This is a genomic window from Ruegeria sp. HKCCD7181, from assembly GCF_057221055.1.
The window spans coordinates 218773-243970 of record NZ_JBWVBC010000006.1 but is presented as its reverse complement, the minus strand read 5'-3'; the positions used below and the strand labels follow the sequence as shown (position 1 = coordinate 243970).

The window sequence follows — 25198 nt, the reverse complement described above, 5'->3', positions numbered from 1 at the left end:
TGAATCATGCCGGGCCCGGATGGCCATGCGCCTCATGCGCGTTTCGGCTTTGGCGGGACATAACAAAAACGTGGGGCAGGGTCAAATGAAGACAAGTTAACTTGGCACAGACATGTCACATTCGCGATTTTGCGCAACAATTCAGATGCTTCCGGGGAAGTGTTTCGCCAGTTTAGCATCCAGATCCAACGGCCTGTGGCGGATCTGACCGTGATCATGCAGACGCTGCCGTACTTCGGGGTCTCCACCACTCATCTCGTCATAAAACACGCGCAGACCGTTTTCGCCTTCCTCGGCTTCAATCCAGCTGAGCAACTCGTGCTTGTTAAGCCCACCTCGATCACGCGCGACATTGGGGTTCATGCCGGGTTTGTACGAGCCATGTTTCAGCCGAAAACGGTAGTGGTTCAGCCAATGTTCCCAATCGGGGGCATGCCGGTGGCACAGGTCGATCTCGGGCAGTTCGGTCTTGCAGGGCAAAAGCTGGTTGTTCTGAAAAATATTGTGGATGCGGTCGCTGATCTTTGGCAGGCCGGTGCGCGCAAACAGTTTGCCCTGCACGTGGCTGAGGAAGCCCGATGTCAGGAACGCTCCAAAGTTCGGATAGAGCGTTTCGACCAGAGCCTGCCGGTCCGGGCTCTTTGGGATAAACGCCTTATAATGGTCATTTCCTCCGGCCAGCGCCTCAATAGGACGCATGCGGACAGCGGGCTGATCATTCGGTACGGCGCTAAGCAACTCGGGGATGGGGCGGGAAGGCCACAGAAACTCATCCACATCGATGTGGCACAACCAATCCAGATCGGTTTTGCGATACACACGTGTCGCGTTGGCAGATTGTCGTCGTTGGTGGCGCTCTGGCCTGTTGCACCCTCGTCGGGCCCAGAACTCATCATCACATAGCCAGACGGTGATCTTGGGGTGCTGCTTCAGCGCGTGAAGTGCTGCGCTATTAGGCTCGTCCAGATGCAGGTAAAGCCGGTCTGCCTCGAGATCCAGATGATAGGCCGCAAAACGCAGAATTTCTGCGGCAGAACCACGGAGCGTTGAGACGATGCCCCAGCGCGGCCTATCTTGCGTGCCCATCCAGTCAGTGTCCGATCATGTCATCATCTCTTTCGTTGCTGTCAGGTTCAGCGCCGGATAGTCACGAACCACCCGGTCGATGTCCCATTGCAGCCGCGTCAGGTAGACGATGTCGCCATCATGGTCGTGGGCGATGTGCTGTTTGTTGGCATTGACGAACTTGTCGACCTCGGCCTTGTCACCGCTGACCCAGCGGGCAGAGGTGAATTGCGACGCTTCAAATCGTACGGGCAGGCCGTATTCCATCTCAATCCTGCTGGCGAGCACTTCGAATTGCAACGCACCAACGACACCGACGATGAAACCGGATCCGATCGAGGGTTTGAACACCTTGGCCGCGCCTTCTTCGGCAAACTGCATAAGCGCCTTTTCCAGATGTTTGGCTTTCATCGGATCGCCCGCGCGGACAGTCTGAAGCAATTCGGGTGCAAACGAGGGGATACCTTTGACGCGGATCGCCTCACCTTCGGTCAGGGTGTCGCCGATGCGGAGTTGGCCGTGGTTCGGGATACCGATGATGTCGCCGGCCCAGGCTTCTTCCGCCAGTTCTCGGTCAGAGGCGAGAAACAGCACCGGGTTCGAAATTGCCATCGGCTTTTTAGTGCGCACGTGAGTCAACTTCATGCCGCGCTTGAAATGACCCGATGCCATGCGGACAAATGCCACGCGGTCGCGGTGCTTGGGGTCCATATTGGCCTGCACCTTAAAGACAAAGCCGGCGACCTTCTTTTCATCCGGTGCGATCTGGCGCGGTTCGGCCGACTGAATCTGCGGTTGCGGCCCGTAGGCGCCAATGCCCTCCATCAGCTCTTTCACGCCAAACGAGTTGATCGCCGAGCCGAACCAGATCGGTGTCATGTGCCCCTCAAGCACGGCCTGCGGGTCGAGTTTGGGCAGCAGCTCGCGCGCCATCTCGACCTCTTCCAGCAGCTTGTCCAACAGGTGCTCGGGCACGTGTTCGGCCAATTTCGGATCGTCCAGCCCGTTGATCTCAATGCTCTCGGCCACCTTGTTGCGGTCGGCGCGATCCATCAGTTCCAACCGGTCGCGCAACATGTCGTAGCAGCCGATGAAATCGCGACCCACGCCAATCGGCCACGCCGCTGGGGTGACGTCGATGGCCAGCATTTCCTGAATTTCGTCGATGATCTCGAACGTGTCGCGGCTTTCGCGGTCCATCTTGTTACAGAAGGTCAGGATCGGCAGATCGCGCAGGCGACAGACCTCAAACAATTTCTGCGTCTGGCTTTCCACACCCTTGGCGCCGTCGATCACCATAACCGCGGCGTCCACCGCAGTCAGGGTGCGATAAGTGTCCTCGGAGAAATCCGAGTGGCCGGGTGTATCCACCAAATTGAATCGGAAGTTGCCATAGTCGAAAGACATTGCCGAAGCCGAAACCGAGATGCCCCGGTCCTTTTCCATCTGCATGAAGTCCGAGCGCGTACGACGCGCTTCGCCTTTGGCGCGCACCTGACCGGCCATCTGAATGGCGCCCCCATACAGCAGAAACTTTTCAGTCAACGTCGTCTTGCCCGCATCCGGGTGCGAGATGATGGCGAATGTCCGGCGGCGAGCGATCTCGGGCGGCAAGGTGGGTTGGTTCGAGGTATCAAGCATGCACGCGCGTATAGGCGGGGAATCCTGCCGAAGCAAGACAAAGGGAGTGGTTCGAATCGTGTGGCTATGGCAATAAGAACATATAGTGAACAAATTATGGAGTGGACCGATGAATTTGAAAGAAATAGCCGAAGAATTGGTCGCTGGGTGCCGCGAAGATCGCGCCAAGGAAAATCTGGCAAAGCTATATGCGCCGGATGCTGTCTCGGTCGAGGCGATGGACATGGAGGGCATGGGACGTGAGACCCACGGAGTAGATGCCATTCGCGGCAAGCATGAATGGTGGGAAGGCGCGCATGAAGTATCGGGTGCGTCCGTTAGTAATCCGTTCATGCATGGCGAAGACCGGTTTGCGGTGATTTTTGAAGTTCAGGGAAAAGTTAAGGAAAGCGGCGAGGGTTTCGACATGCGTGAAGTTGGTATCTACCACGTGGCGAACGGCAAAATCGTGCGCGAAGAGTTCTTTTACTAAAGCGACGCTGCAATTCTGGTCTTCTTTGTCTGGTCGGTGCTAGACAAGCGAGCAACCACAGATGGGGAGGATCAGATGGATCTGGGAATTAAGGGAAAACGAGCGCTGATCAGTGCCAGCAGCAAAGGGCTGGGCTTGGGATGTGCTGAAGCTTTGGCCGGAGCCGGCGTCGATTTGGTAATGAATGCACGAGGTGCCGAGGCGCTGGAGGCTGAGGCAGCGCGTTTGCGTTCCGAACATGGTGTGAACGTGGAGACCGTAGCCTGTGATGTAACCTCGACGGATGGTCAGGCAAAGGTGCTGGATGCGGCGCAGGGCGTTGATATTCTTGTGACAAACGCCGGTGGACCACCGCCCGGAATGTGGTCGGACTGGGAGAGGGATGATTTCATCAAAGCTCTGGATGCCAATATGCTGACACCGATCGCGTTCATGAAGGCGCTGTTGCCGGGGATGGTGGACAAGGGTTGGGGCCGGGTGGTGAATATTACCTCGCAATCTGTCCGGGCTCCAATCGCCGTGCTGGGGCTGTCGAACGCGGCGAGAACCGGATTGACCGGATATGTTGCGGGAACGTCGCGACAGGTCGCGCCACACGGGGTGACGATCAACAACCTGCTGCCCGGCATTCATGCGACGGACCGCGCAATTTCCCTGGACAGCGGTGTCTCTGCACAGAAAGGCATTTCGATGGACGAAGCCCGGGCAGAGCGCGAGGCCACGATCCCCGCGCGTAGGTATGGCACAAGGCAGGAGTTCGGCGCAGCCTGTGCGTTTTTGTGTTCCCAGCACGCAGGATTCATCGTTGGCCAGAACATCCTGCTGGATGGTGGCGGCACCAACTTGACGATGTAACAATGGCGCAAGGGTTCTCTCTGAAAGATCAACTGTTCAACGCAGATAAAACCCGCTACCTCAGTGGCTTGTTTGCCGATGCTGAGCCAAGTTTCGACGATACTGCATTTCAAAATGCCGTATCGTCGCGCTTGCCGGCGCTCGAGTTGAAGGAACGGATGTCATGGATCGCAGAATGCCTGCAAGATGCCCTGCCGGGTGAACTGCCTGCGGTCGCTCCTGCCATTCTGCGCGCATTGCCACCTCGGTTGGATCCGGACAAAACAGATGACGATTTTGGAGATTTCATCTTTGCACCGATCGGTGATTGGGTCGTGTCCGTCGGTCTGGATCATCCGGATCTGGCGCTGGATGTCCTCGAAGAGCTGACCCAGAGGTTTTCGATGGAATGGGCGATCCGCCCCTTCCTGAACGCTCACCCTGATCTGGTCATGCAGCGGATGGGAGCGTGGTGCGCGCATTCCAGTTATCACGTGCGTCGTCTGGTTAGCGAGGGCACGCGCCCTCGGTTGCCTTGGGGGCAGGCCGTTGGGCTGGAGTTGTCCGATCCGTTGCCGTTGTTGGATCGACTGCATGGTGACAACACGCGGTATGTAACGCGCTCGGTTGCCAATCACTTGAACGACATCACGAAGAAAGATCCGGACTTGGTGTTGGACCAGCTGCATTCCTGGCAAAAGGCAGCGAGGCAAGATGATGAAGAGTTGCAATGGATGACTGCCCATGCGTTGCGCGGGTTGGTGAAATCAGGGCATCCACGTGCAATGAGGGTTTTGGGGTATGATCCGGACGCCGATCTGACAGCTGAGATTCTGGTTAAGGGCGAAGCCAGGATCGGTGACGCGTTGGAGTTTGACCTGGAACTGAAAGGTGTCGGAAACCAGCCTGTATTGGTGGATTATATTATTCATTTTCAACGCTCCGGCGGGAAAATTTCACCCAAAGTTCACAAGCTAAAGCAAACCGCTTTGAAGAATGGGGCGCTGAAGTTGAAGAAACGCCACAAGCTGAAAGGTGATGCCACGACCTTCAAGCTGATACCCGGCCCGCATAGGTTGGAGATTCAGATCAACGGGCGTGTTCGGTCTGGTATTGAATTCGATTTGCTGGGCTGATTGCAGCCAGAAAGCTTCACGCTTACGTTGGATTTCTTAGCGCGGAATTGCGCAGGCTTTGGCGCGGCACAAGCTGCTGGGCGTCCACTATAAGAGGATCGCTCTTGAGAATCATGAGGCTGTGCAGATCATTTATGGTGAGGTGCAAGGCGGCACAGGTTTGCAAACTAATGCCTAGTGTGCGCCGGATGATATGCCGGAACGCGTCAAGAATATTTTTTCGCAAATTCATGATGATGTGCTGACAAATTACTGTGGCTGCGGCCTGATCGTTCCGTAGAATCTGGAGAGTATGCACATTCTGGACCAAGGCTGCGGCGCGGGTCGCAACGATTACCCTCTGTCTGCGATAGACGGAGAAATGTGGAGTGTCCTCGGGCTGGAATTAACCTCCGAGCACCTGGATATCGCGCTGTACTGGAATGACTTTACGTCAATGTCCCACGATGCAGGGTTTGATGAGCCGCGTCGGGTCACCCATCGTCCTTTGGCAGTTGATATCTCATGTCTGGAGCATAGGGTTGCGCCCCAGGGTTTTATCTCTGCCACCTACAATTTGTTCAAACTTTCTGCTCTGGAAGCGGCGTGCGAAGGCTACAGCCAGGCAGTGATTTCCAGGGGGCTGTTCCTCACGCGCTGCATAGGTTCGTGCTGGACGATCGCTACGCCATTCAGGCAGGCACAGTATTTCCGGTCTGACGCACCACATGGATGATGTTGAAGGACACACAGTTTGAGCGGCGTTTCGAATTCCTCGGTGATTTTGCGACACATTGCGGAATTTTGAAGGGTGCGGCGGGGAAAACCCACTTGAAGTATTTACTGCCTTAACGGGCTGCTGCTGACGCCTTGCGTCCGGCGGGCGGGGTTGTTATCCCCGCCCAAGCCCGCTGGATTTGATCGGGTAAGGCTATGGGGTCCATCGGTGACAGGCAAAGCAACGCCTCCGCGTCTGGAAATTCGCAATCTTGTCGCTCGGTTTGAAGGTCGGGCGGTGGTGGATGATGTCTCGCTGACTGTTCAGGCCGGGCAGGTGACATGTCTGTTGGGGCCGTCCGGATGCGGTAAATCCACGACATTGCGCATGATTGCTGGGGTCGAGATGCAGTCGTCGGGCGAGATTTTCGTCGACGGCAAACTGGTCTGCGACACCATCTTTCGCGTACCGCCCGAGCGGCGCGAGATTGGTTTGATGTTTCAGGATTTCGCCCTTTTCCCGCATCTGAGCGTGGCCGACAACGTTGCCTTTGGCCTGAAAGGCGGCAAGGACCAGAAACGCGCCCGAGTTGAGGAATTGCTGACCAAGGTTGACCTGATGCGCTTTGTTGACGGTTTTCCGCATCAGCTGTCTGGTGGCGAACAGCAACGCGTGGCGCTGGCCCGTGCACTGGCACCGCGCCCGCGGATCATGCTGATGGACGAACCGTTCTCGGGCCTCGACAACCGCTTGCGAGACGGCATCCGCGATGAAACGCTGGCCATTCTCAAAGAGGAAGATGCAGCGGTTCTGTTGGTCACGCATGAGCCCGAAGAAGCGATGCGTATGGCAGACGAGATCGCCCTGATGCGGCGCGGTAAAATCGTGCAGCAGGGTGCGCCATACAACGTCTACACCCGACCCGTAGATAAGGCGGCGGTATCTTTTTTTAGCGATATCAATGTTTTGCCTGCGCAAGTTAACGGAGCTTTGGCTCAAACGCCGTTTGGACAGTTCCTGGCCCCAGGTGTTCCGGATGGCACGGATGTCGAAATCGTATTCCGTCCGCAGCATGTCCGGCTGGATTTTGATCGGAACGGCAAAGGGCCTTCGCCGACAGCCACCGACGGCGTCGCGGCGCGCGGCGTCGTGGAGCGGGCTCGTTTTCTGGGCAATGAGAGCCTGATCGAGTTTCGGATGGATCACGATGGCTCGGTCCTTCGGGCGACGGTTCCGAATGTGTTTGTGCCAAAACCAGGCAGGGTCATGTGGCTGACTATTCGTCGGGATAAGTGTTTCATCTTCCCCACCTGAGACATAAGAACCTCAGTTTCTGGCTGAGTGGTGCGAGAATGCCTCAGATTGCACACGCGCATTGCTTGCCGCAGCACGGGGGCGGGTCTATCAAGGGCGAAACGCAGGGGTGGATCGGGCATGCGAATTCTTCTGACAAATGACGACGGTATCAACGCTCCGGGGTTGATCACGCTCGAAGCGATCGCCAAAGACCTGGCGGGGCCGGAAGGTGAAGTCTGGGTGGTTGCACCGGCATTTGAACAGTCGGGTGTGGGGCATTGCATCAGCTATACGCATCCCATGATGCTGGCGAAGTTGGGTGAGCGCCGGTTCGCGGCCGAGGGCTCGCCCGCTGATTGTGTGCTGGCCGGGCTGCATGACGTCATGAAAGATGCGCGCCCGGATATTGTGTTGTCTGGCGTTAATCGCGGCAACAACTCGGCCGAAAATACGTTGTATTCCGGTACTGTAGGAGGCGCAATGGAAGCAGCGCTGCAGGGAATTCCAGCCATCGCGCTGTCGCAGTACTTTGGGCCGCGCAATCTTGGGTTGGATGACCCCTTTGAGACGGCGGCCAAATATGGTGCCGATCTGATACGCCGAATTCTTGATGCGACCCCGGACGAGCAGGTGGATTACCGACTGTTCTACAATGTAAACTTCCCTCCGGTTCCCGCGGATGAAGTGTTAGGAACACGCGTTGCGCCACAGGGCTATCGCCGCGATACCCATTTTGGGGTTGAGCCGCACAGTTCACCATCAGGAAGGCGATTCCTTTGGATCAAGGGGGGGTATCAGCACAATCCGACCGCTCCGGGCACAGATGCGGCGGTCAATCTTGAGGGATATATCTCGGTCACGCCGATGCGGGCCGATTTGACAGCGCATGACGCGCTAGAGGCGCTGAAGACGATCGAATGACCGGACTTACTCCAGAAATAACCATGCAGTTCCTGTTCGCCCTGCGGTCGCGCGGTGTAACGGATGCGCGCGTTCTGGCTGCGATGGAGCAGATCGACCGTGGTCTCTTCGTCAAGGGGCTGTTCGCCGAGCGCGCCTATGAAGATACGCCGCTTCCGATTGCTTGCGGGCAAACGATCAGCCAGCCATCGGTTGTGGGATTGATGACGCAGGCCCTGCAGGTCCGGTCCCGGGACACAGTGTTGGAGATTGGGACCGGGTCGGGCTATCAGGCGGCGATCCTGTCCAAGCTGGCCCGACGAGTTTATACCGTCGAGCGCCACAAGCGGCTGGTTAAGGAAACCAGTCAGTTGTTTCGTGACATGGCCCTGACCAACGTGACCGCAATGTTGTCGGATGGGTCCTATGGGTTGCCCGAGCAGGCTCCGTTCGACCGCATCATTGTGACCGCGGCCGCCGAAGATCCGCCAGGCCCACTCTTGGCGCAGCTCAAAATCGGCGGTATCATGGTTTTACCAGTGGGCCAGTCGGACGCGGTGCAGACCCTGATACGGGTCACACGCACCGAAGATGGTCTGGACTACGATGAATTGTTACCGGTTCGGTTCGTGCCTCTGCTGGAGGGGCTCGGCAAGGACGGGGCTTAAACAGATTTTCAGGATGCGCCAGAACCCCGGGCAACAGGGGCAGGTGTTGAGGACAGTAAAATGAGAGCAGCTTCCAAATCAGCCATGCGCCGCTGTACGACAGCCGTTGCCGCACTTGTGGTTCTGGCCGGGTGCGAAGGCCCGTTTGACTATGATCTGCGCGGTGAGGTGGGCGGATTTTCCACCACTGACGCCGTTCAGGCGGCCACTGCAAGTCGGCCCGCTCCTGATGCACGCGGTGTTATCACCTATCCGAACTATCAGGTTGTGGTAGCGCGGCGGGGTGACACAGTTGGCGATGTCGCCGACCGTGTAGGCTTGCCTGTGGTCGAACTGGCCCGATTCAACGGCCTTCAACCCAATGACTCGTTGCGTGATGGCGAAGTTTTGGCACTGCCGCGTACAGTTGGGGCCAGTGCCAGTAATGTGGATATCGCCACGATCGCAGGGACCGCGATTGATGAAGCTCCGGATACAGGCTCTGTCCAGACAACCACCCTCAAACCGGCGCAACCGGCACCGGTGCCAGTTGCTTCGGGCCCAGAGCCGATCCGGCACAAAGTCAAGCGGGGCGAGACAGCTTATACGATCTCGCGCCTTTACCAGGTTTCAGTCGAGTCACTTGCAGAATGGAACGGGTTGGGCTCGGATTTCACCGTGCGTGAGGATCAGTACCTGCTAATCCCGGTCAAGGACCAGCCGGCCCCGAAACCCGCCAGCACGGCCACGCCGGCAGTCGCCACGAATGTGACCCAGCCGGGGCAGGGATCTCCGACCCCCACGCCGCCAAGTGCGACTCAGCCTCTGCCCGATGAAAATGTCGAGCCGGTTGCCGAGGCACCGGACGTGACCGCAGACGCGCCGACCAATAGCGGGACGTCTGCCCTTGGTTTTCCAGTTTCGGGTAGAATTATTCGCACCTACGACAAGGGAAAGAACGAGGGCATAGATATTGCAGCAGCGCCTGGAACGGCGGTCAAGGCGGCCGAAGCGGGCACGGTGGCAGCTATTACGGCTGACGCGGATCAGGTGCCGATCATCGTGATCAAGCACAACAACGATCTGTTGACGGTATACGCCAATGTCGATGACATCAAAGTCAAAAAGGGTGCCCGGATTCGGCGCGGGCAGGACATTGCTGCGCTACGGGATGGTGAAAACGCTTATGTGCATTTCGAAGTGCGCAAGGGATTTGAATCCGTAGACCCCGAACCGTATCTGAAGTAACGCAAAATGGCTCTTTTAGGGCCATTTCGCTGATGGGTTCGTCAGGAAAAGATGAATTTCATCATTTGGTTGGGTCGTAGTCACTCAGGCGCTTGCCGGGCTCATCTGCAAAGATCTCTGGTTGCGGTGTAACGGTTTCGATCAGGTCGATACGGAAGACGCGGAAGCCATTTCTTAACTCGCACCAGGCGGTCAAAGTCCAGACGCGCCCCCAGTATTCCATGTGCAGTGGACGGATAACCCGATCTGTCAGGACGCCATCAATGCGCCGGTAGGACAGGCGCAGCTTCTGACGGGATTTGATCGCTGCACGGATAGGGGCCATATGGGCCAGTCCTCGCGCAGCATCGGCAAAAGGGTAGACGGCGAACTTCCAGGCATCGGCCTCGGCCACGACCTGCGTTGGCAGCACAGCGTCGATCTTGTCGGCAAGCGTTTCAGCAGCGGCTTTGAGATCGGGATCGGCTGCCTCGGCCACAATAGCCATTCCGAGGTTCAGCGCCTCAAGCTCCGCTGGGGTCAAGTTCAGAGGGGGCAGGGTGATCTGCTCGCGCACCATGTAGCCCACGCCGCGCTCACCCTCGACCGGGACGCCCGAGGCGACCAGCGTATCCATGTCGCGATAGATCGTGCGGACTGACACTTCGAGCCGGTCCGCGATGTCCTGCGCGCGGTGCAACTTACCGTCGCGCAGGATCTGTATGATATCGAACAGACGGTCAGTACGACGCATGACACGCCGCCCTGACCGGCTTTAGGCGGTCATGTTCCATAGCACGTGCTCGTGGCGCATCTGGACGCTGTCGGGTTTTATGGCGGCCATCAGCGCAGGGGCGAAGTCTTGCTGTGGGAATTGCGCTGCGGCGTCCTGCGCGGCTTTCATATCCTGCCAGATGACATAGTCGGTCCAACGACCATCATCGCCCTGGCTCAACTGGCGATGGGCAAAGCCGGGTGCGGCACGTACAAAGCCTTCGGTAGCTTGGCTGAGTTTCACGAACTCCTCGGGTGAGGTGCCGTGCGCGAGAGTGAAGGTTACGATTTCAGCGACGTGAGTCATTTGAGTCTCCATTGACCAGGTTTCGATGTCGCACACCTAGCCGGTATCAACTGACATAAACCTGTCAGTTGATACCGGCTATACCCCAAAAAAAAGCGCAAGCACATCAAATTTGGGTGTCAATTTGATCTGGGTCCCTTTTGGCAAGCGGCATCGAGGCGTAAACACGTGACCAAATCGCATATCCGGTGCGCATAGCACCGACGCAAAAGGAGAAGTGACATGCTTAACAATATCGGCCTTCCCGGTCTTCTACTGATCGCCGTAGTGGTTCTGGTCCTATTTGGTCGTGGCAAGATCAGCTCGCTGATGGGTGAAGTTGGCAAAGGCATTACGTCCTTCAAGAAAGGTGTCAAAGAAGGCGCGGACGAACTGGAGCAGGACGCGTCAGAGCTGGCCAAGGACGTCACGCCCGAGACCGACAAAGACAAGGTCTAACCCGGAATGTTTGATCTGGGCTGGACCGAGCTTTTGGTCATCGGCATCGTTGCCTTGATCGTGGTGGGACCAAAGGACCTACCAGTGCTGTTCCGCAATGTCGGTCGCTGGGTCGGCAAGGCGCGCGGTATGGCACGGGAATTCAGCAATGCCATGAACGAGGCGGCGGATGAGGCTGGCGTAAGTGAGATCAAAAAAGGTCTCAACGCGGCAACCAATCCTGTCAACACGGCCATGGACGGCGTGAAACAGGCGGCGCAGGATCTGGCCAACAGCATGGACCCGACCAAGTTCGATCCTGACAGCGAAACCGGCAAACTGGCCGCTGAACGGGCTGAGCAGGCCAAGAAGATCCAGGCATCGACTGCCCGGGCCTCTGCCGAACGCAAGGCCAAGGAAGCCGCTGATGCGCTCGCCAAGGCCGAAGAGGCCGAAGCTGCGCTGAACACTGAAAGCAAGACATGACCAAGACCGACGAGATCGAGGATTCCTCGGCCCCATTGATCGAGCATCTGACAGAACTGCGGACGCGGTTGATCCATTGCGTGGTGGCCTTTCTGATCGGAATGATCATCTGCTTTTCGGTGGCGACGCCGCTCTTCAATTTTCTGACGAACCCTCTGTGCGAGGTTCTTACGGAACGTGGGCAGGATTGTGGGCTGATCTTCATTTCTCCGCAGGAAGGCTTCTTTGTCGCCATCAAGGTCTCTTTGCTGGGTGGTTTCATTCTGGCGTTCCCATACATCGGGATGCAGATGTGGCGGTTCGTTGCTCCGGGGCTGTACCGGTCGGAAAAGAACGCATTCTTGCCATTCATGCTGGCGTCACCCTTCATGTTCCTGTTGGGCGCCAGTTTTGCCTTTTACGTCGTGACGCCGCTGGCCTATGACTTCTTCCTGGGGTTCCAGCAGTTCGGATCCGAAGGTGAGGCGATCGTTGACGGAGCAACCACTGCGCCGCTGAGCGTTGTGTTTCAAGGCTCGGCGCAGGAATATCTGAACCTGACGATCAAGTTCATCGTGGCCTTTGGTCTGTGCTTCCAGCTGCCGGTTCTTCTGACTTTGATGGGCAAGGCGGGGCTGGTCAGCGCCGAGGGGCTCGGCGATGTGCGCAAGTATGCGGTGATCGGCATTCTGGTTCTTGCTGCAATCGTGACGCCACCGGATGTAATCACTCAGGTCATCCTGTTTGTGGTTGTTTATGGTCTTTATGAGGTTTCGATCTTCCTGGTCGCACGGGTTGAGAAGAAGCGCGAAGAGCAACTGCGTGCCGACGGCTACTATGACGATGAAGCCGAAGCGGACGAAGAGATGGTGCAGGAACACGACAACAGTAAGTAACCTGCAACGAAACTCGGATCAGGCGCGCCCTTCGCTGGCGCGCCTTTTTCTTTTCCGCCTCTTGTTGTGCCGGATGGAACATGGTTTGAACCCAGCCAGACAAGACCGGAGGAGCCGATGGACGACCAAGCCCTGAACCGTATCGCGAATGCGCTGGAACGCATGGCGCCAGCGCCTCTGGCTGCGCCGGATTTCAACGCCGCCCCGGCTTTTGTCTGGCACGTGGACCCGGATCGGCTGGAACCGGTAACGCATGTCAATCGCGTCGATCTGGATCTGCTGGTGGGCATCAACCGCTCACGCGATACGCTACTGGACAACACAAGACGGTTTGCCAACGGGTACAAAGCCAACAATGCGCTGTTGTGGGGGGCGAGGGGGATGGGCAAATCCAGTCTTGTCAAAGCCGTCCACGGTTCCCTGCAATCAGAGCATCCAGACCTGAAACTGGTCGAGCTTCAGCGTGAGGACATGGGGTCGGTCGCGCGCCTGCTTAATCATCTGCGAGCGGCTTCGCACCGGTTTATTCTGTTCTGCGATGACCTGTCGTTCAGCCATGATGACCAGCACTATAAATCGCTGAAGGCGGTTCTGGATGGCGGTATCGAAGGGCGGCCCGAGAATGTAGTGTTCTATGCCACATCCAACCGCCGCCACCTGATGCCGCGGGATATGATCGAGAACGAACGCTCCAGCGCCATCAACCCCTCCGAGGCAGTTGAAGAGAAAGTTTCATTGTCGGATCGTTTCGGCCTGTGGCTGGGTTTTCACCCCTGTGATCAGGATGAATATCTGGCGATGATTGACCGTTATTGTGCGGCTTACGGCGTCACTGTTGATGCGGAAATCCTGCGCGCCGAGGCCATCGAGTGGCAGGCCACACGCGGTGCACGCTCCGGTCGTGTGGCTTGGCAGTTCTTTGTCGATCTGGCAGGTCGAAACGGCGTCCACATCGCCTGACCCCGCGCTTCATTTGGCCGAAAACAACCCTGTCCGAGGCATGCCCTCAAAGGCTATTCCATATCACAACGCGGAGATAATACGCTGCGCCTCTTCAATAGGACTGGTCAAAGTCTCCCGGTCCTCTCCGGGATGGAAGCGGGCCCTTACGGCTGTGGGCATAGGCATAGGTTCGACGATGGAAACACGCGGGCCGGTACGTTCTGTCTCGGCCGCCCAGCTTCGTGCCAGTGCCATCTGTGATGCCTTTGTGGCACCGTAAATGCCATAGAACTTTTCACCCGCCTTGGGATCGTCAAAGAACACAGCGTGCCCGTTTTCACCCAATAGGGGGGCAATATAGGGGATCAACACGGACGTTGCGGTCGCATTGGTGTTAACCGCCTTGGTCCACTCCTTGGGATCAACAAAATGCGCTGGCGTCAGGGCCGAGGTATGGATGGCTGTGTGCAACCACAGATCTACCTTGCCCCAGCGATCATGAATGCCGCGGCACAGCGCCGCCATTGCGTTTGGATCGGTGATATCCATCGGTGCCAGAGTGGCCTTGCCGCCTTTGGCCAGAATGCGATCATCCAGCTCTTCAAGCCCGCCAGTGGTACGGGCGACGGCGACGATGTGGTATTCGGGTGCCAGCTCTTCGGCCAGTGCCGCGCCCAACCCGCGTGAAGCCCCGGTAATGAGGGCGATTTTGGTCTGATCGGTCATAGGTGCGGTTTGAACGTCCACGCGCAGGGCGTCAAGACTGGATCAGGTGCCAGGTATGGCCATTCGCTTGGTCTGGCCGCTTTGTCGCAGCATGATGCCATCCTCATCAATGGCGATCACTGTCCCCGAAGCAACGCGGCTGCCCGGTTTCACCTTCTTAATCCGCCCCGAGGACAATCGCATCAGAGCTCGCATGTCCGCCTTGGGGCCAAAGACGCCCAAAACAGAGACTGAGTTCTTTTTCAGCGCACCCTCTTGGGTCGCTGTGGCTTTGACCGTCGCGTTTGGCATGTTCCGTGGTCCGTATTTTGTCGGACCCCTTTTGGTGGGTGGTTTGCGCCCGTCGGGTATCAAAACGAAAGAGGGAACAAAAGGTCATGCGACACGGTGCGAAACACCGCTTTGGGACGGGCCAGAGAAGCCTTTGCAATTGCGGCAGGTTCATCGGTGGGTTGTGAGCGGATTTTCACCGAAAGAAATTAAGCGCGCTTACGCATGCAAAACCACCCGCCACGACCAACGCGGTTTAGGGCCAGGCCGATTCGCGGATTGGCCGGCAGGTTCGCTGTGTTCTTTAGCCCGAGGCCAGCTTGGCCGCATTCCACGATCCGCCCGGAACTTGCATGGCCTCTCGCTTCTTGCTGACCCGAGTGCTGTTTTCCAGACTGTCCAGATAATCTTCGCTAACGCTGCCGGTTATGTAATTGCCGTCGAAACAGGAACAGTCAAAAGCCTCGATCTCAGGGTTGCCTTCTTTGGCGGCCCAGATCAGGTCATCAAGGTTTTGATAGAACAGCGCATCTGCGCCCAACTCCTGCCGGATCTCCTCGACGGTTTTGTTGTTCGCAATCAACTCGTGCTTGGTGGGCATGTCGATGCCGTAAACGTTGGGGTATTTCACCGGCGGCGAGGCCGAAGCGATGTAGACCTTTTTGGCCCCCGCTTCACGGCACATCTGGACAATCTTTTTGATGGTGTTGCCGCGCACGATGGAATCGTCGATCAGCAAGACATTGTGCCCGTCAAATTCCAGTGGAACCGCGTTCAGCTTGCGTCGCACGGATTTCTGCCGTTCAGCCTGACCCGGCATGATGAAGGTGCGACCGACATAACGGTTCTTCACCAGACCCTCGCGATAAGGAATGCCGGTGATCTTGGCTGCCTCAAGTGCTACGGGGCGTGCGCTGTCGGGTACCGGGATTATCCGGTCAATCTCCAGGCCCGAGTCCTGAATTTGTTTGGCCAGCGTCTGCCCCATGCGCATTTGGGTTTTATAGACTGACACCCCGTCCAGCAGAGAATCCGGGCGCGCCAGGTAGACATATTCAAAGATGCACGGCGTCAACTTGCCTTCTACCGCCTGAAACTCGTGCATGTTGCCTTCGAGGTCGATCAGGATCGCTTCGCCCGCGCGCAGGTCGCGCAGTTTGTCGAATCCGTTAATGCCAAAAGCCACATCTTCAGACGCAAAAGCGTAATCGTCGCCGTCTCCGTCCGCTGTGCGCTTGGCGACAGACAGGGGGCGGATGCCGTAGGGATCGCGGAAGGCCAGCATGCCGACGCCAGCCACCAGACAGATCACCGAATAGGCACCCTGAACACGCTCCATCGTCATCTTCACACCGGCAAAGATATTGCGGATCGGATCCGAATTGCCGTTCACCTTGATCGCGTCAGCCACCTTGTCGGCCAGCACGTTCAGCAAGATTTCAGAATCTGATGTGGTGCGCAGGTGGCGGCTGTATTTACCGGTTACCTTCTGGCGTTGTTCGGCTGTGTTGGTGATGTTGCCGTTGTGAACTAGGTAGATGCCATAGGGTGCGTTCACGAAAAAGGGTTGTGCCTCTGCTGCGCTGAGCGATCCGGCGGTCGGATAGCGGACATGACCGATCCCGACCTTGCCCATCAACACTTCTGCATCTTGCGAGGTGAACACATCCTTGACCAGCCCGTTGGCCTTCTTCTCGCGGAAGAACTCTCCGTTATACGTCACGATACCCGAGGCATCCTGGCCCCGGTGCTGAAGCATCAGCAGCCCGTCATAGATTTCCGCAAACACATCATGTGTTCGGCTTGCGATTCCCAAAATCCCACACATTTACGGGGCTCCAATTTCTATGACGTTGTGACGCGAGGTTTGACCGACATTCGATTCCGGTTGTCCGGCATTGCTTGGGCAAGGCACCCGGGGGCTGCTGTTCCTGATGCCAGAGCGGCAGTCATCATTGCGGCGCATGCGCATGAGAACAGAAAGAACAAGTTCGGCAGCTCCGATTCCGTGGCGGTTTGGCCTTCACATAATGCCTAATCGTGCCCCTGTCATCAAAGGATCACATTTACCTTTTGACGCAGGCAAAAAACAGTCGCGAATAATGGAAAAGATGACAAGATCGCGAGCTTGTGCTGTCATGGAGTCAAAGGCTGCAGACTGCGGGCCTCAATCTAACGAGTGGAAAAACCCCATGTGGCAGCACAAACCAGGCGGCAAAAAGGAAGAACCGGTCAAACGCAGGTGCCATCGGTGCCGAGGAGCGGGGCGAGCGCCATGTGAAATCTGCAAAGGCGCGGGAGAAGTGGTCAAAAGCCGCGACATGTATGGTAAACCAGTGTCCAGCCGGTGTGATGGGTGCTTTGGCCTGAAAACCGTTCGGTGCACGGTTTGCGGAGGAGAAGGGTTCCTCTGATCTTGTCCGCCCCTTACTAATGAAAAAGCCCGGACGATGCCGGGCTTTCGAACGACTCTCACAGGTTTGCGATCTTAGCCCTGCGAGTCATCCTGCGTTTCTTCGGTGTTGGTTTCCGGCGCGCTGCCTGCGGTGCATGTCGCGACCAGCTCTTCGTACTGAGCAGTGACCCAGCCCAATGCGGCTTCGGGGTTTTGCTCTTCAATCTTATCGCTGAACTGCTCGAACACTTTGGCCGAACGGCTTTCGTCGACGATCGTGTAGGACTGGCCGGTCATCACAGTGTCGTATACGAAGAAGGCAATGGCCACGAGCAGGATGCCGCGGGCGACACCGAAAAAGAACCCTAGCGCCTGATCCAGACCCCCTAAGGCCGAGCGTTGCACCAGCGACGAGAACAGCGGAGTGAAGACGCTGACAATAATCAGCGCAACTGCGAACACGGCGGCAAAGCCAGTGATTACAGACAACTCGCAGCTGTCGCGCAGGAACTCTCCGACAACAGGAACTTCTTTGACCAAAGGGACAACCTGCGGAGCAAAGATAAAGGCCAGAACTGCAGCGGCGACCCAGCCTGCAATGGCCAAGACTTCGCGCATGAAACCGCGGGAGTAGGCGAGAATGCCCGATACCACGACGATCAGGGCAACGACCCCGTCAATAATTGTAAAACCTTCCATGGCCCTCGCCTGTTCGTTTCTGCCCCTCAGGGCGCGACCTTAACCTGCTCCGAAGGTTTCGCCAACAAACCCCACCAAATCAGAGGGTCGGGTGAGTGTCAGACCTGCCACAGTGCCGGTTTTGCCTCCTGCCGGAGCAATTGCCGCTGTGAAACCAAGTTTTTGCGCTTCTTTCAACCTGTTTTCGGTCTGAGGGGCCGGTCTAAGTGCCCCAGATAGCGAGATTTCTCCGAAAACGACGGTATCGGCGGGCAGGGCAGTATCTTCGCGTGCGCTGAGGAGCGCAGCGGCCACTGCAAGATCGGCTGCGGGTTCGCTGATTTTCAGCCCACCCGCAACGTTAAGGTACACATCGAGACCAGCAAATGGGATGCCGCAACGCGCTTCGAGCACAGCAAGGATCATCGCCAGCCGCCCGCTGTCCCATCCAACGACGGTTCTGCGGGGCTGGGAATGAGGCGATGGCGCTACAAGCGCCTGTAATTCGACCAAGACGGGCCGTGTGCCTTCTATTCCGGCAAAGACGGCCGAGCCGGGGCTGGGCTTGCCGCGCTCCGACAGGAACAGCGCCGAAGGGTTCGTGACCTGCGCCAGGCCTTTACCGGTCATCTCGAACACACCGATCTCATCCGCCGGACCGAACCGGTTCTTGACTGCGCGCAAGATACGGAATTGGTGACCGCGTTCGCCTTCGAAATAGAGCACAGTATCGACCATGTGTTCGACCACGCGGGGACCGGCAATCTGGCCATCTTTTGTGACATGACCAACCATGACAATCGACACGCCGTGCCGTTTGGCAAAAGTCGTGAGTTCATGCGCGGCGGACCGAACCTGAGACACCGATCCAGGGGCGCTGTCGACATTGTCGGCCCACATGGTTTGGATCGAGTCGATGATGGCCAGACCGGGTTTTTCGGCCTCCAGCGTCGTCAGGATGTCGCGCAGATTGGTTTCCGCCGCCAATTGTACAGGTGCGTCCTCAAGCCCCAATCGCCGCGCGCGCATACGAACCTGAGCGCTGGCTTCTTCGCCTGAGACATAGATCGTCTTGACACCGGCGCGCGCGAAACGGGCGGCGGCTTGCAACAACAACGTGGATTTACCGATGCCGGGATCGCCGCCAACCAAAAGGGCAGAGGCCGGAACAAGGCCACCGCCGAGCACTCGGTCCAGTTCATTCACGCCACACAGCGTGCGGGGTGGGGGTGTTTCCTCGGTCGACAGGTCTGTGAGTGCAATGGACTGGCCGCGTTTGCCGCCGAGTGATTTTTTGGCCGGGCCAGCCGAGAGTGGCGCGTCCTGAATTATGGTGTTCCATTCGCCGCAACCGTCACAGCGTCCTGACCAGCGGGTATGCGTCGCGCCGCAGGCCGAGCAGGAGAAAGTGTTTGTCTTTGCCATGCGGCCCTTGGTGCCCGAGGATGGGCGGTTCTTCAAGCCCTTGCGGGCGTTCATCACCGCCGAAATACGCTGCGGTCTCGGGCCCTATGGGCCGTCGACCACAGCGGGCGCTGATGCGCCGGTGCTGTGTGGCTATTCAGCTGCGCGCGGCGGTGTCATCGCAATGACGCTGGACGCGCTCGGATCACTGTCGTCCGGCGGAGATTGCAGTTGCGCGGAAAGTTCGGGCAGCAATTCGAACAGTTCGTCCCGCAAGCGGGCAAGCTGCGATTTGGCGATGGATTCCTCGATCTCGATGTCGCGGGTCCACTGGCGCAATTCGTGCTGGATGGTTTGCGCATCTTCAATTCGGTGCTGGAACCGTTCGACTTCTTCCTGGCGCTGTTGAAGAAACGCGCGGGCACGCGAGACTTTGGCCTCGCCGTAAGTCTGCGCCAGTTCCTGGCTGACCTGGCTCATCTGAGCCGCCAGTTCCAGCAATTCCGGTTCAAGTGCCTCGAGGTCGGGGTGGTCGCGTAGGTAGGCCATCCTCTCTTTGACGGCATCGAACTCGGATGCCAGCGCAAAGGCACCACTGCGGTCCGCGGCATGGGCAACCTGATACGCCTCGGCCACGTCCTGCATGTTTAGTGTGAATTTGCGGTGTGCATGCTCCAGCGCCATCATCCGGGCGCTGGACGGCAGATAGAAGGCCAGCATCAGAACCAGAGCGGTCAAGCCGATTTGAATGTAGATGCCCGCATCAATGCTCGCGCCATTGCCTAGACCGGCCTGCATTGACAGCCAGGGCAAGATACCTATCGCGGACAACAGAGTGGTGGTTACAGCGAACAGCGCCGCTGCGCAGATCAGGAAAAAAGTCAGCTTCAAAAAGGCATTCTGAAATTGCAATGTTATGTTGTGGAGGGCGGTCATGTTCGACGAACTCCTTCTTAAACCGGTACACACCAAGCCCAAGCGGAGACATCTAAAACACACAGAATGGTCCGCAACGGGCCCGTAAACTACAAATTGTTGCTGCTCGAAATATAAAAATGATACTCAGATAGATGTTTTCAATCAATCAGGTCTGAGGTTTTCGTGATCTGGATGTCATTTCCGTAACGTGACCCAGTGCAATTGAGGCCAGAATGCAGCCTGTGAACAGGTAGAGGCCCCATGCGGTTTCGATGGTCGCGTAGGAAATTCCCTTGGCCAGCGTGATGTAAAGCGCGATCAGGAAGATATCGGCCATGGCCAACTTGCCAAGGATATTGAGCGCAGGTTGTACGCGCGAATCTAGCAGGTCCCATTGGACCAGAGCCGTGCCGATGGTTTTGATATAGGGCGCGAAGAGGGCGAAGATTGTGACGATCAGCGCCAGGAAAACGTCGGATTTCCAGAGGGACTGGAGCCCGGTGATGACGCTGATCTCGGAAAGACCGAAGATTGGCAGCAGGCCCGCGCGCATCAGCGGAGCGAACCACGCGATGGGGTAGAGGATTAGGAGCGAAAGGGTGGCAATGCGCAGGGTCATGACAGCCGTACTGTATTAGAGTGATCTCTCGTACAGTACGGCGATGGACGGTACGTGCAAGGACGCACTCCTGGACGTCACTCTGCCCGCTTCATGCGTGCCATCAAGTTGGTTTTCAGAATAAACTGATGGAACAGGGCTGCCAGAACATGCAACAGAACAAGGGCAATTATCAGCGTTTTCATTACTTCATGCGCCTCGGCAGCTAATTCTACCCCGCCAAACCAAGCCAGAGCACCCGAGACCGGCAAAAGGACCATCAGTGCATACAGCGAAAGATGAGTTGAGTGAGCTGCCAGTTTCATTGCGGCGGATTCCTGGTCTGGCAACGGCGGTGCACCACGGGTCAGGCGTAACGCAACTCGCCAAAGTACAAGCGCCAGGACCAGCAATCCGCTAAATACATGGAGCGCAATCAATGGCTGAAACGTGACGGGTAATCCGTGTTCGATCCGGTTCCACGCCTCAGAGATCGGTTCGTGAAACAAAAACTGAAGAGCGATCAGCAGAAATATGATCCAGTGGAGAGCGATTTGCGCGCGCGAGTAAGAAGTGGGCATGGGGAAACTCCGGACAACGTTTTGATTGCGTAGATAAAACGTGTGACGTTGAGAATTCCGTCGCATGTGACTGAGTTTTTTTGGTTGAGCCGAATTGACCCTAACGTACCGCCTCAATCGGACCTTCAGCACTGCCGCTGATGAACTGCTCCACATAGGGATCGCCTGAGGAATCCATCTGCTCCACCGGTCCGGTCCACTGGATCATCCCGTCATGCAGCATTGCTACGTTGTCGGCAATCGCTCGGACCGAGCTCATGTCATGCGTGATGGTCATTGCTGTGGCGCCCATTTCGGTCACGATCTCGCGGATCAGGTCGTTGATGACGCCGGACATGATCGGGTCGAGGCCGGTAGTGGGTTCATCGAAGAAAATGATCTCGGGGTCGGCGGCGATGGCGCGGGCCAGGCCCACGCGTTTTTGCATACCGCCCGACAGTTCCGATGGATACAAATCAGCCACCTTGGCCCGCAGGCCGACGCGGCGCAGTTTGTCGATGGCGATCTCGCGGGCGTATTCTGGGGGACGCTTCAGCGGACCGCGCAGCAGGCGGAAGGCGACGTTTTGCCAGATGGGCAGCGAGTCAAACAGTGCGCCGCCCTGAAACAGCATGCCAAAACGGGCCAGGAATGCGTCTCGATCGCCTTTTTGCGCATTCTTGCCGTCAACGTAAATCTTTCCGCTGTCGGGTTTGATCAGGCCAAGGATACATTTCAGCGCCACCGATTTCCCGGTGCCCGAGCCGCCAATGATAACCATCGAGGTGCCCTTTGGGATCTCGAGATTCATGCCCTGCAACACGTGGTTGTCGTCAAAGGCTTTATGTACGTTCTCCATCCGTATCATAGCGAGAAGAACACCCCTGTCAGAACAAAGTTGGCGGCGAGGATCAGCACGGCGGCGGCTTCGACCGAGCCTTTGGTGGCACGGCCCACGCCCTGCGCGCCGCGGCCCGAGGTCATACCGTAGTAGCACCCCATGATGGCGGCGATCATGCCAAAGGCTGCACCTTTGACCAGCGATGAAACGACATCGCGGGCTTCAAGGAAATCGACGGTGTTTTTCAGGTAAGCCGCCGGGTTGAAGCCCAGGTTTTGCGTGGCGACCGTATAACCTCCGGCGATGCCGATGATGTCGCCCACCGCAACCAGGACCGGAACTGTCAGCAGGGCCGCAAGCACGCGCGGCGCGGTCAAGTATTTCATCGGATGGGTCGACAGAGTCACCAGCGCGTCGATCTGCTCGGTCACTTTCATCGTGGCGATCTCGGCCGCGATGGAGGAGGTCACGCGCGCTGCAATCATCAGTCCGACCAACACCGGGCCAAGCTCGCGCACCATACCGATGGCGACGATCTGGGGCACGACAGCCTCGGCATTGAAGCGGGCGCCGCCTGCATAGATTTGCAGGGCCAATGCACCCCCGGTGAAAATGGCGGTTAGTCCGACGACGGGCAGGGACAGCCAGCCGATATTCAGCAACGCAATCATGAATTCCCGCGGATAGAAAGGCGGGCGGAAGATGTGCGAGATCGCATCAACGGCGAACAGGGCAACCCGGCCAAAAGCCGCGAACGCATTTAGTACGGCGCGGCCCAGCCCCCCCAGCGCGGTGATTGGGTTCATTCCACGTAGCCTCGCGAATAACGGTTGCCCATCGAGGTCAGAATTTCATAGCCAATGGTGCCTGCGGCCTCGGCCAGGTCATCCACTGTCTGGTGCCCGTTCAGGATGCGCAGGCGCTCGGGATCGTGCGGAAGGTCGGTGACGTCAACAGTAATCAGGTCCATCGAAATACGTCCGACAACCGGGCAGGGCAGGTCCCCTGCGAAGGCATCGATGCCGCCGCCAATTGCACGGTGCAACCCGTCGGCATAGCCTGCTGCGACTGTCGCAATCCGGGAAGGTCTGCGAGCGGTCCAGCTGCCGCCGTATCCGACTGCTTCACCCACTTCGACTTGGCGCACTTGCACGACAGGCAAATCGACCGTGACTACGGGTTTTGCTTCGGCGAAGGGCAGGCCCCCATAAAGGCCGATGCCCGGGCGGCAGAAATCAAAGTGGAATTCCGGCCCGAGCAACGTTCCGCCTGTTGCCGCCAGAGAGCGCGGCACCGAGATTCCGTCGGTCATGTCCCGGAACGTCTGCAACTGCTGCTGATTCATCGGGTTATCCGGCTCGTCCGCACAGGCCAGATGGGACATCGCAACCACCGGGTTCAGCGCCAGGGCTGCATCGCGCAACTCGGCCCATTCGTTGGGTTCCAGCCCCAACCGGTTCATTCCGCTGTCCAGCTGTATGCCGAACGGATGCTCGGGTAGGGCCTGACGATGACGCTGAAACTGTTCCGGTGAATTTATCAGCGGGATCAGGCCGTGGGCCGAAATCAGTTCGTTGTCACCGTCCATATGCCCGGAGAAAACAAAGATATCCGGTCCGGGTCCAATGGCCTTGCGCACGGTGGCGCCTTCTTCGGCGACGGCGACAAAGAACTTGCGAACGCCTTCGTCGGCCAGCGTCCAGGACACGGGTTCGGCACCCAGCCCGTAGGCATCAGCTTTGACAACAGCGCCGGTTTCGACACGTGTTTTCGCGTCGAGCGCTCGCCAGTTTTGGGCAAGCGACTGAAGGTTGATCGTTAAACGTGCAGTACTCATGGGTCGTTCATGACATTGGAAACCGGCAGGTCAAGGGGGTATCAGGCGATTCCGCTTTAGTTCTGCGTGACATAAGTGGTTTCCTGCTTGCCGTGCACGGTTTTATTGGCTGATGCGGATACTTTTGCGAAAGCTTCTGCTTTATTTGTCTAGCCGTGATTGTGCGAGCTTGCAGATCAAAGGCGACTGGGTTGCTTGATCGTTTACGCTCAACACATCCCAAGAGCGATTAGGCGTCTTTTGCAGTTTGAAATTCCAGCAGTGGTTTGTTGTTTCTCAGATGCCGAGTCACTAGCTTTTTCTGGCGCTTGCCGGTCGGAATGTAGCAAGCTGGCCGGGCGTGATCCGCGTCGGTTAGTTTCGGAAACAAAAGCGCCAGTTCCTCGCGCGCCTCAGCGGTCATGGACTGCATGGCCTGAGGACCCGTAAACAGGCTTTCGCTGGGCGCTCCTTCGGAGAAAACGATAGTATGACGGTCGAATACGAGGTGGTAATAGGTTACGCTGGTTAGTTCGACATCAACGAAAATTCCGGGCAATTCTGTCAGTCGAATAGCCGACACCAGAACCGACCGCGCACCGAACATTCGCTGCGCGATCGCAGACCTCACGACCATGCGATGCTGTCTGGAAACCAGCAGATCACGTTGTGGAAATCCGTTGCCCAGAGCCCCCGTTACAATGCGGACCGGACGCAATTCTGGCGTTTTGATCAGCTCTGACAGGCGCAGGCTGCGGGATAGCACCAAACGCACAGGTTCATAGGTTCCGTCCTGGCTCAGGACACAATCGCCGGCTCGTAGGTCTTCGACCCGGACCTCGCCTTTGGCGGTAAGTATTCTGGTGCCCGAAGTAAAACATGGCGCACCGGGATTGGGATTCGGGTTTTCGACAAAGTTCACCCCATCCGTCGATGTGAGCGATGCGGTGTCATCGGTGCCGTTGCTGCCGATCTGTGTCGATGTCTGCCCATCGGCCGCGCCCTGCGTGGCCGTGACTTGTTGGTCGAACGAAACGAAACTCAGCACCGAGCCATCTTCGACGAGGGACACAGCTCCGAAACGGTTGATGCGGGCCGAAATCACGTAGTAGTCAAACCCGCCAACCGTTGTCATTGTCCCGGTATCTACATCGTCCGAACTGCGCAATGTGCCGTTTGAGTTATACACCTCAACCGTCAAATTCGACACATTTGTGCCAGTGGGCACACGGACTTCGATAAAATCCTCATCCGGAGAGGAATTTGGCCCGTTGCG

Annotated in this window: 28 protein-coding genes; 12 read left to right on the top strand and 16 right to left on the bottom strand. The window is 57.5% G+C overall.

Translation table 11 applies throughout. The features are described 5' to 3' along the window. Positions 1 to 141: 141 nt before the first annotated feature. Positions 142 to 1086 carry a glycosyltransferase family 2 protein gene (locus AC2TCY_RS14110; protein WP_480848227.1) on the bottom strand — a complete coding sequence of 315 codons (945 nt, stop codon included), beginning with the start codon at positions 1084 to 1086 and terminating at the stop codon, positions 142 to 144. Between the two features lie 15 nt (positions 1087 to 1101). Next, positions 1102 to 2706, bottom strand: coding sequence for a peptide chain release factor 3 (locus AC2TCY_RS14105; protein WP_480848226.1), 1605 nt, complete (start codon positions 2704 to 2706; stop codon positions 1102 to 1104). 109 nt (positions 2707 to 2815) lie between these two features. Between AC2TCY_RS14105 and AC2TCY_RS14100 the strand changes: the two genes are divergently transcribed. The 8 genes from AC2TCY_RS14100 (at position 2816) to AC2TCY_RS14065 (ending at position 9936) form a co-directional block, all read left to right on the top strand. Then, on the top strand, positions 2816 to 3178 hold the full coding sequence (locus AC2TCY_RS14100; RefSeq protein WP_480848224.1) for a SnoaL-like domain-containing protein: 363 nt from the start codon (positions 2816 to 2818) through the stop codon (positions 3176 to 3178). A 75-nt stretch (positions 3179 to 3253) separates the two neighbouring features. After that, on the top strand, positions 3254 to 4033 hold the full coding sequence (locus tag AC2TCY_RS14095) for an SDR family oxidoreductase (protein ID WP_480848223.1): 780 nt from the start codon (positions 3254 to 3256) through the stop codon (positions 4031 to 4033). Positions 4034 to 4035: 2 nt separating this feature from the next. Further along, entirely contained in the window at positions 4036 to 5148 is a 1113-nt protein-coding gene (locus tag AC2TCY_RS14090) for a hypothetical protein (RefSeq protein WP_480848221.1), read from the top strand. Positions 5149 to 5440: 292 nt separating this feature from the next. After that, positions 5441 to 5863, top strand: a complete 423-nt coding sequence (locus AC2TCY_RS14085) for a hypothetical protein (protein WP_480848219.1) — start codon at positions 5441 to 5443, stop codon at positions 5861 to 5863. A 210-nt stretch (positions 5864 to 6073) separates the two neighbouring features. After that, positions 6074 to 7159, top strand: coding sequence for an ABC transporter ATP-binding protein (locus AC2TCY_RS14080; protein ID WP_480848217.1), 1086 nt, complete (start codon positions 6074 to 6076; stop codon positions 7157 to 7159). 120 nt (positions 7160 to 7279) lie between these two features. Next, positions 7280 to 8062, top strand: coding sequence for a 5'/3'-nucleotidase SurE (gene surE / locus AC2TCY_RS14075; protein ID WP_480848215.1), 783 nt, complete (start codon positions 7280 to 7282; stop codon positions 8060 to 8062). Next, on the top strand, positions 8059 to 8709 hold the full coding sequence (locus AC2TCY_RS14070; protein ID WP_480848213.1) for a protein-L-isoaspartate(D-aspartate) O-methyltransferase: 651 nt from the start codon (positions 8059 to 8061) through the stop codon (positions 8707 to 8709). The genes surE and AC2TCY_RS14070 overlap by 4 nt, the downstream gene beginning before the upstream one ends. A 60-nt stretch (positions 8710 to 8769) precedes the next feature. Further along, the gene (locus tag AC2TCY_RS14065) at positions 8770 to 9936 is read left to right on the top strand and encodes a peptidoglycan DD-metalloendopeptidase family protein (RefSeq protein ID WP_480848211.1); all 1167 of its coding nucleotides are present in this window, start codon (positions 8770 to 8772) and stop codon (positions 9934 to 9936) included. 61 nt (positions 9937 to 9997) lie between these two features. Here AC2TCY_RS14065 and AC2TCY_RS14060 read toward each other — a convergent pair whose 3' ends face one another. After that, a complete protein-coding gene (locus AC2TCY_RS14060) occupies positions 9998 to 10669 on the bottom strand; it encodes a helix-turn-helix transcriptional regulator (RefSeq protein WP_480848209.1) in 672 nt (223 codons plus the stop codon). 21 nt (positions 10670 to 10690) lie between these two features. Continuing rightward, positions 10691 to 10996, bottom strand: coding sequence for a hypothetical protein (locus AC2TCY_RS14055; RefSeq protein WP_480848207.1), 306 nt, complete (start codon positions 10994 to 10996; stop codon positions 10691 to 10693). Between the two features lie 222 nt (positions 10997 to 11218). On the opposite strand from AC2TCY_RS14055, the gene AC2TCY_RS14050 reads away from it, so the two are divergent. The 4 genes from AC2TCY_RS14050 to AC2TCY_RS14035 all read left to right on the top strand — a co-directional run bounded on the left by AC2TCY_RS14050 (position 11219) and on the right by AC2TCY_RS14035 (position 13734). Then, positions 11219 to 11434, top strand: a complete 216-nt coding sequence (locus AC2TCY_RS14050; protein ID WP_074734275.1) for a twin-arginine translocase TatA/TatE family subunit — start codon at positions 11219 to 11221, stop codon at positions 11432 to 11434. A gap of 6 nt (positions 11435 to 11440) precedes the next feature. Beyond that, positions 11441 to 11899, top strand: coding sequence for a Sec-independent protein translocase protein TatB (tatB, locus tag AC2TCY_RS14045; protein WP_480848205.1), 459 nt, complete (start codon positions 11441 to 11443; stop codon positions 11897 to 11899). Next, on the top strand, positions 11896 to 12774 hold the full coding sequence (gene tatC, locus AC2TCY_RS14040; protein ID WP_480848203.1) for a twin-arginine translocase subunit TatC: 879 nt from the start codon (positions 11896 to 11898) through the stop codon (positions 12772 to 12774). The genes tatB and tatC overlap by 4 nt, the downstream gene beginning before the upstream one ends. Positions 12775 to 12891: 117 nt before the next feature. Then, on the top strand, positions 12892 to 13734 hold the full coding sequence (locus tag AC2TCY_RS14035; RefSeq protein WP_480848201.1) for an ATP-binding protein: 843 nt from the start codon (positions 12892 to 12894) through the stop codon (positions 13732 to 13734). 63 nt (positions 13735 to 13797) lie between these two features. On the opposite strand, the gene AC2TCY_RS14030 is transcribed toward AC2TCY_RS14035, so the two are convergent. The 12 genes from AC2TCY_RS14030 to AC2TCY_RS13975 all read right to left on the bottom strand — a co-directional run bounded on the left by AC2TCY_RS14030 (position 13798) and on the right by AC2TCY_RS13975 (position 25150). Further along, on the bottom strand, positions 13798 to 14442 hold the full coding sequence (locus AC2TCY_RS14030) for an SDR family NAD(P)-dependent oxidoreductase (RefSeq protein ID WP_480848199.1): 645 nt from the start codon (positions 14440 to 14442) through the stop codon (positions 13798 to 13800). A 42-nt stretch (positions 14443 to 14484) separates the two neighbouring features. After that, positions 14485 to 14733, bottom strand: a complete 249-nt coding sequence (locus AC2TCY_RS14025) for a hypothetical protein (protein ID WP_480848198.1) — start codon at positions 14731 to 14733, stop codon at positions 14485 to 14487. 283 nt (positions 14734 to 15016) lie between these two features. Continuing rightward, the gene (gene purF, locus AC2TCY_RS14020; protein WP_480848196.1) at positions 15017 to 16540 is read right to left on the bottom strand and encodes an amidophosphoribosyltransferase; all 1524 of its coding nucleotides are present in this window, start codon (positions 16538 to 16540) and stop codon (positions 15017 to 15019) included. A gap of 660 nt (positions 16541 to 17200) precedes the next feature. Further along, positions 17201 to 17806 carry a CvpA family protein gene (locus tag AC2TCY_RS14015; protein ID WP_480848194.1) on the bottom strand — a complete coding sequence of 202 codons (606 nt, stop codon included), beginning with the start codon at positions 17804 to 17806 and terminating at the stop codon, positions 17201 to 17203. Between the two features lie 39 nt (positions 17807 to 17845). Next, a complete protein-coding gene (radA, locus tag AC2TCY_RS14010; protein WP_480848290.1) occupies positions 17846 to 19210 on the bottom strand; it encodes a DNA repair protein RadA in 1365 nt (454 codons plus the stop codon). Between the two features lie 132 nt (positions 19211 to 19342). After that, on the bottom strand, positions 19343 to 20125 hold the full coding sequence (locus tag AC2TCY_RS14005; protein ID WP_480848192.1) for a DNA repair protein: 783 nt from the start codon (positions 20123 to 20125) through the stop codon (positions 19343 to 19345). Positions 20126 to 20273: 148 nt separating this feature from the next. Next, entirely contained in the window at positions 20274 to 20726 is a 453-nt protein-coding gene (locus AC2TCY_RS14000) for a paraquat-inducible protein A (RefSeq protein ID WP_480848191.1), read from the bottom strand. A gap of 77 nt (positions 20727 to 20803) precedes the next feature. Further along, the gene (locus AC2TCY_RS13995; protein WP_480848189.1) at positions 20804 to 21286 is read right to left on the bottom strand and encodes a cytochrome b; all 483 of its coding nucleotides are present in this window, start codon (positions 21284 to 21286) and stop codon (positions 20804 to 20806) included. 100 nt (positions 21287 to 21386) lie between these two features. Next, positions 21387 to 22133, bottom strand: a complete 747-nt coding sequence (locus tag AC2TCY_RS13990) for an ABC transporter ATP-binding protein (RefSeq protein ID WP_480848187.1) — start codon at positions 22131 to 22133, stop codon at positions 21387 to 21389. After that, positions 22130 to 22912: an MlaE family ABC transporter permease gene (locus AC2TCY_RS13985; RefSeq protein ID WP_480848185.1), complete on the bottom strand. Its 783-nt coding sequence runs from the start codon at positions 22910 to 22912 to the stop codon at positions 22130 to 22132. Before AC2TCY_RS13985 ends, AC2TCY_RS13990 begins: the two co-directional genes overlap by 4 nt. Then, complete coding sequence (gene alr, locus AC2TCY_RS13980; protein WP_480848183.1) at positions 22909 to 23943, bottom strand: alanine racemase; 1035 nt, start codon at positions 23941 to 23943, stop codon at positions 22909 to 22911. The genes AC2TCY_RS13985 and alr overlap by 4 nt, the downstream gene beginning before the upstream one ends. A gap of 229 nt (positions 23944 to 24172) precedes the next feature. Further along, positions 24173 to 25150, bottom strand: coding sequence for a Hint domain-containing protein (locus AC2TCY_RS13975; protein WP_480848181.1), 978 nt, complete (start codon positions 25148 to 25150; stop codon positions 24173 to 24175). Positions 25151 to 25198 lie beyond the last annotated feature (48 nt).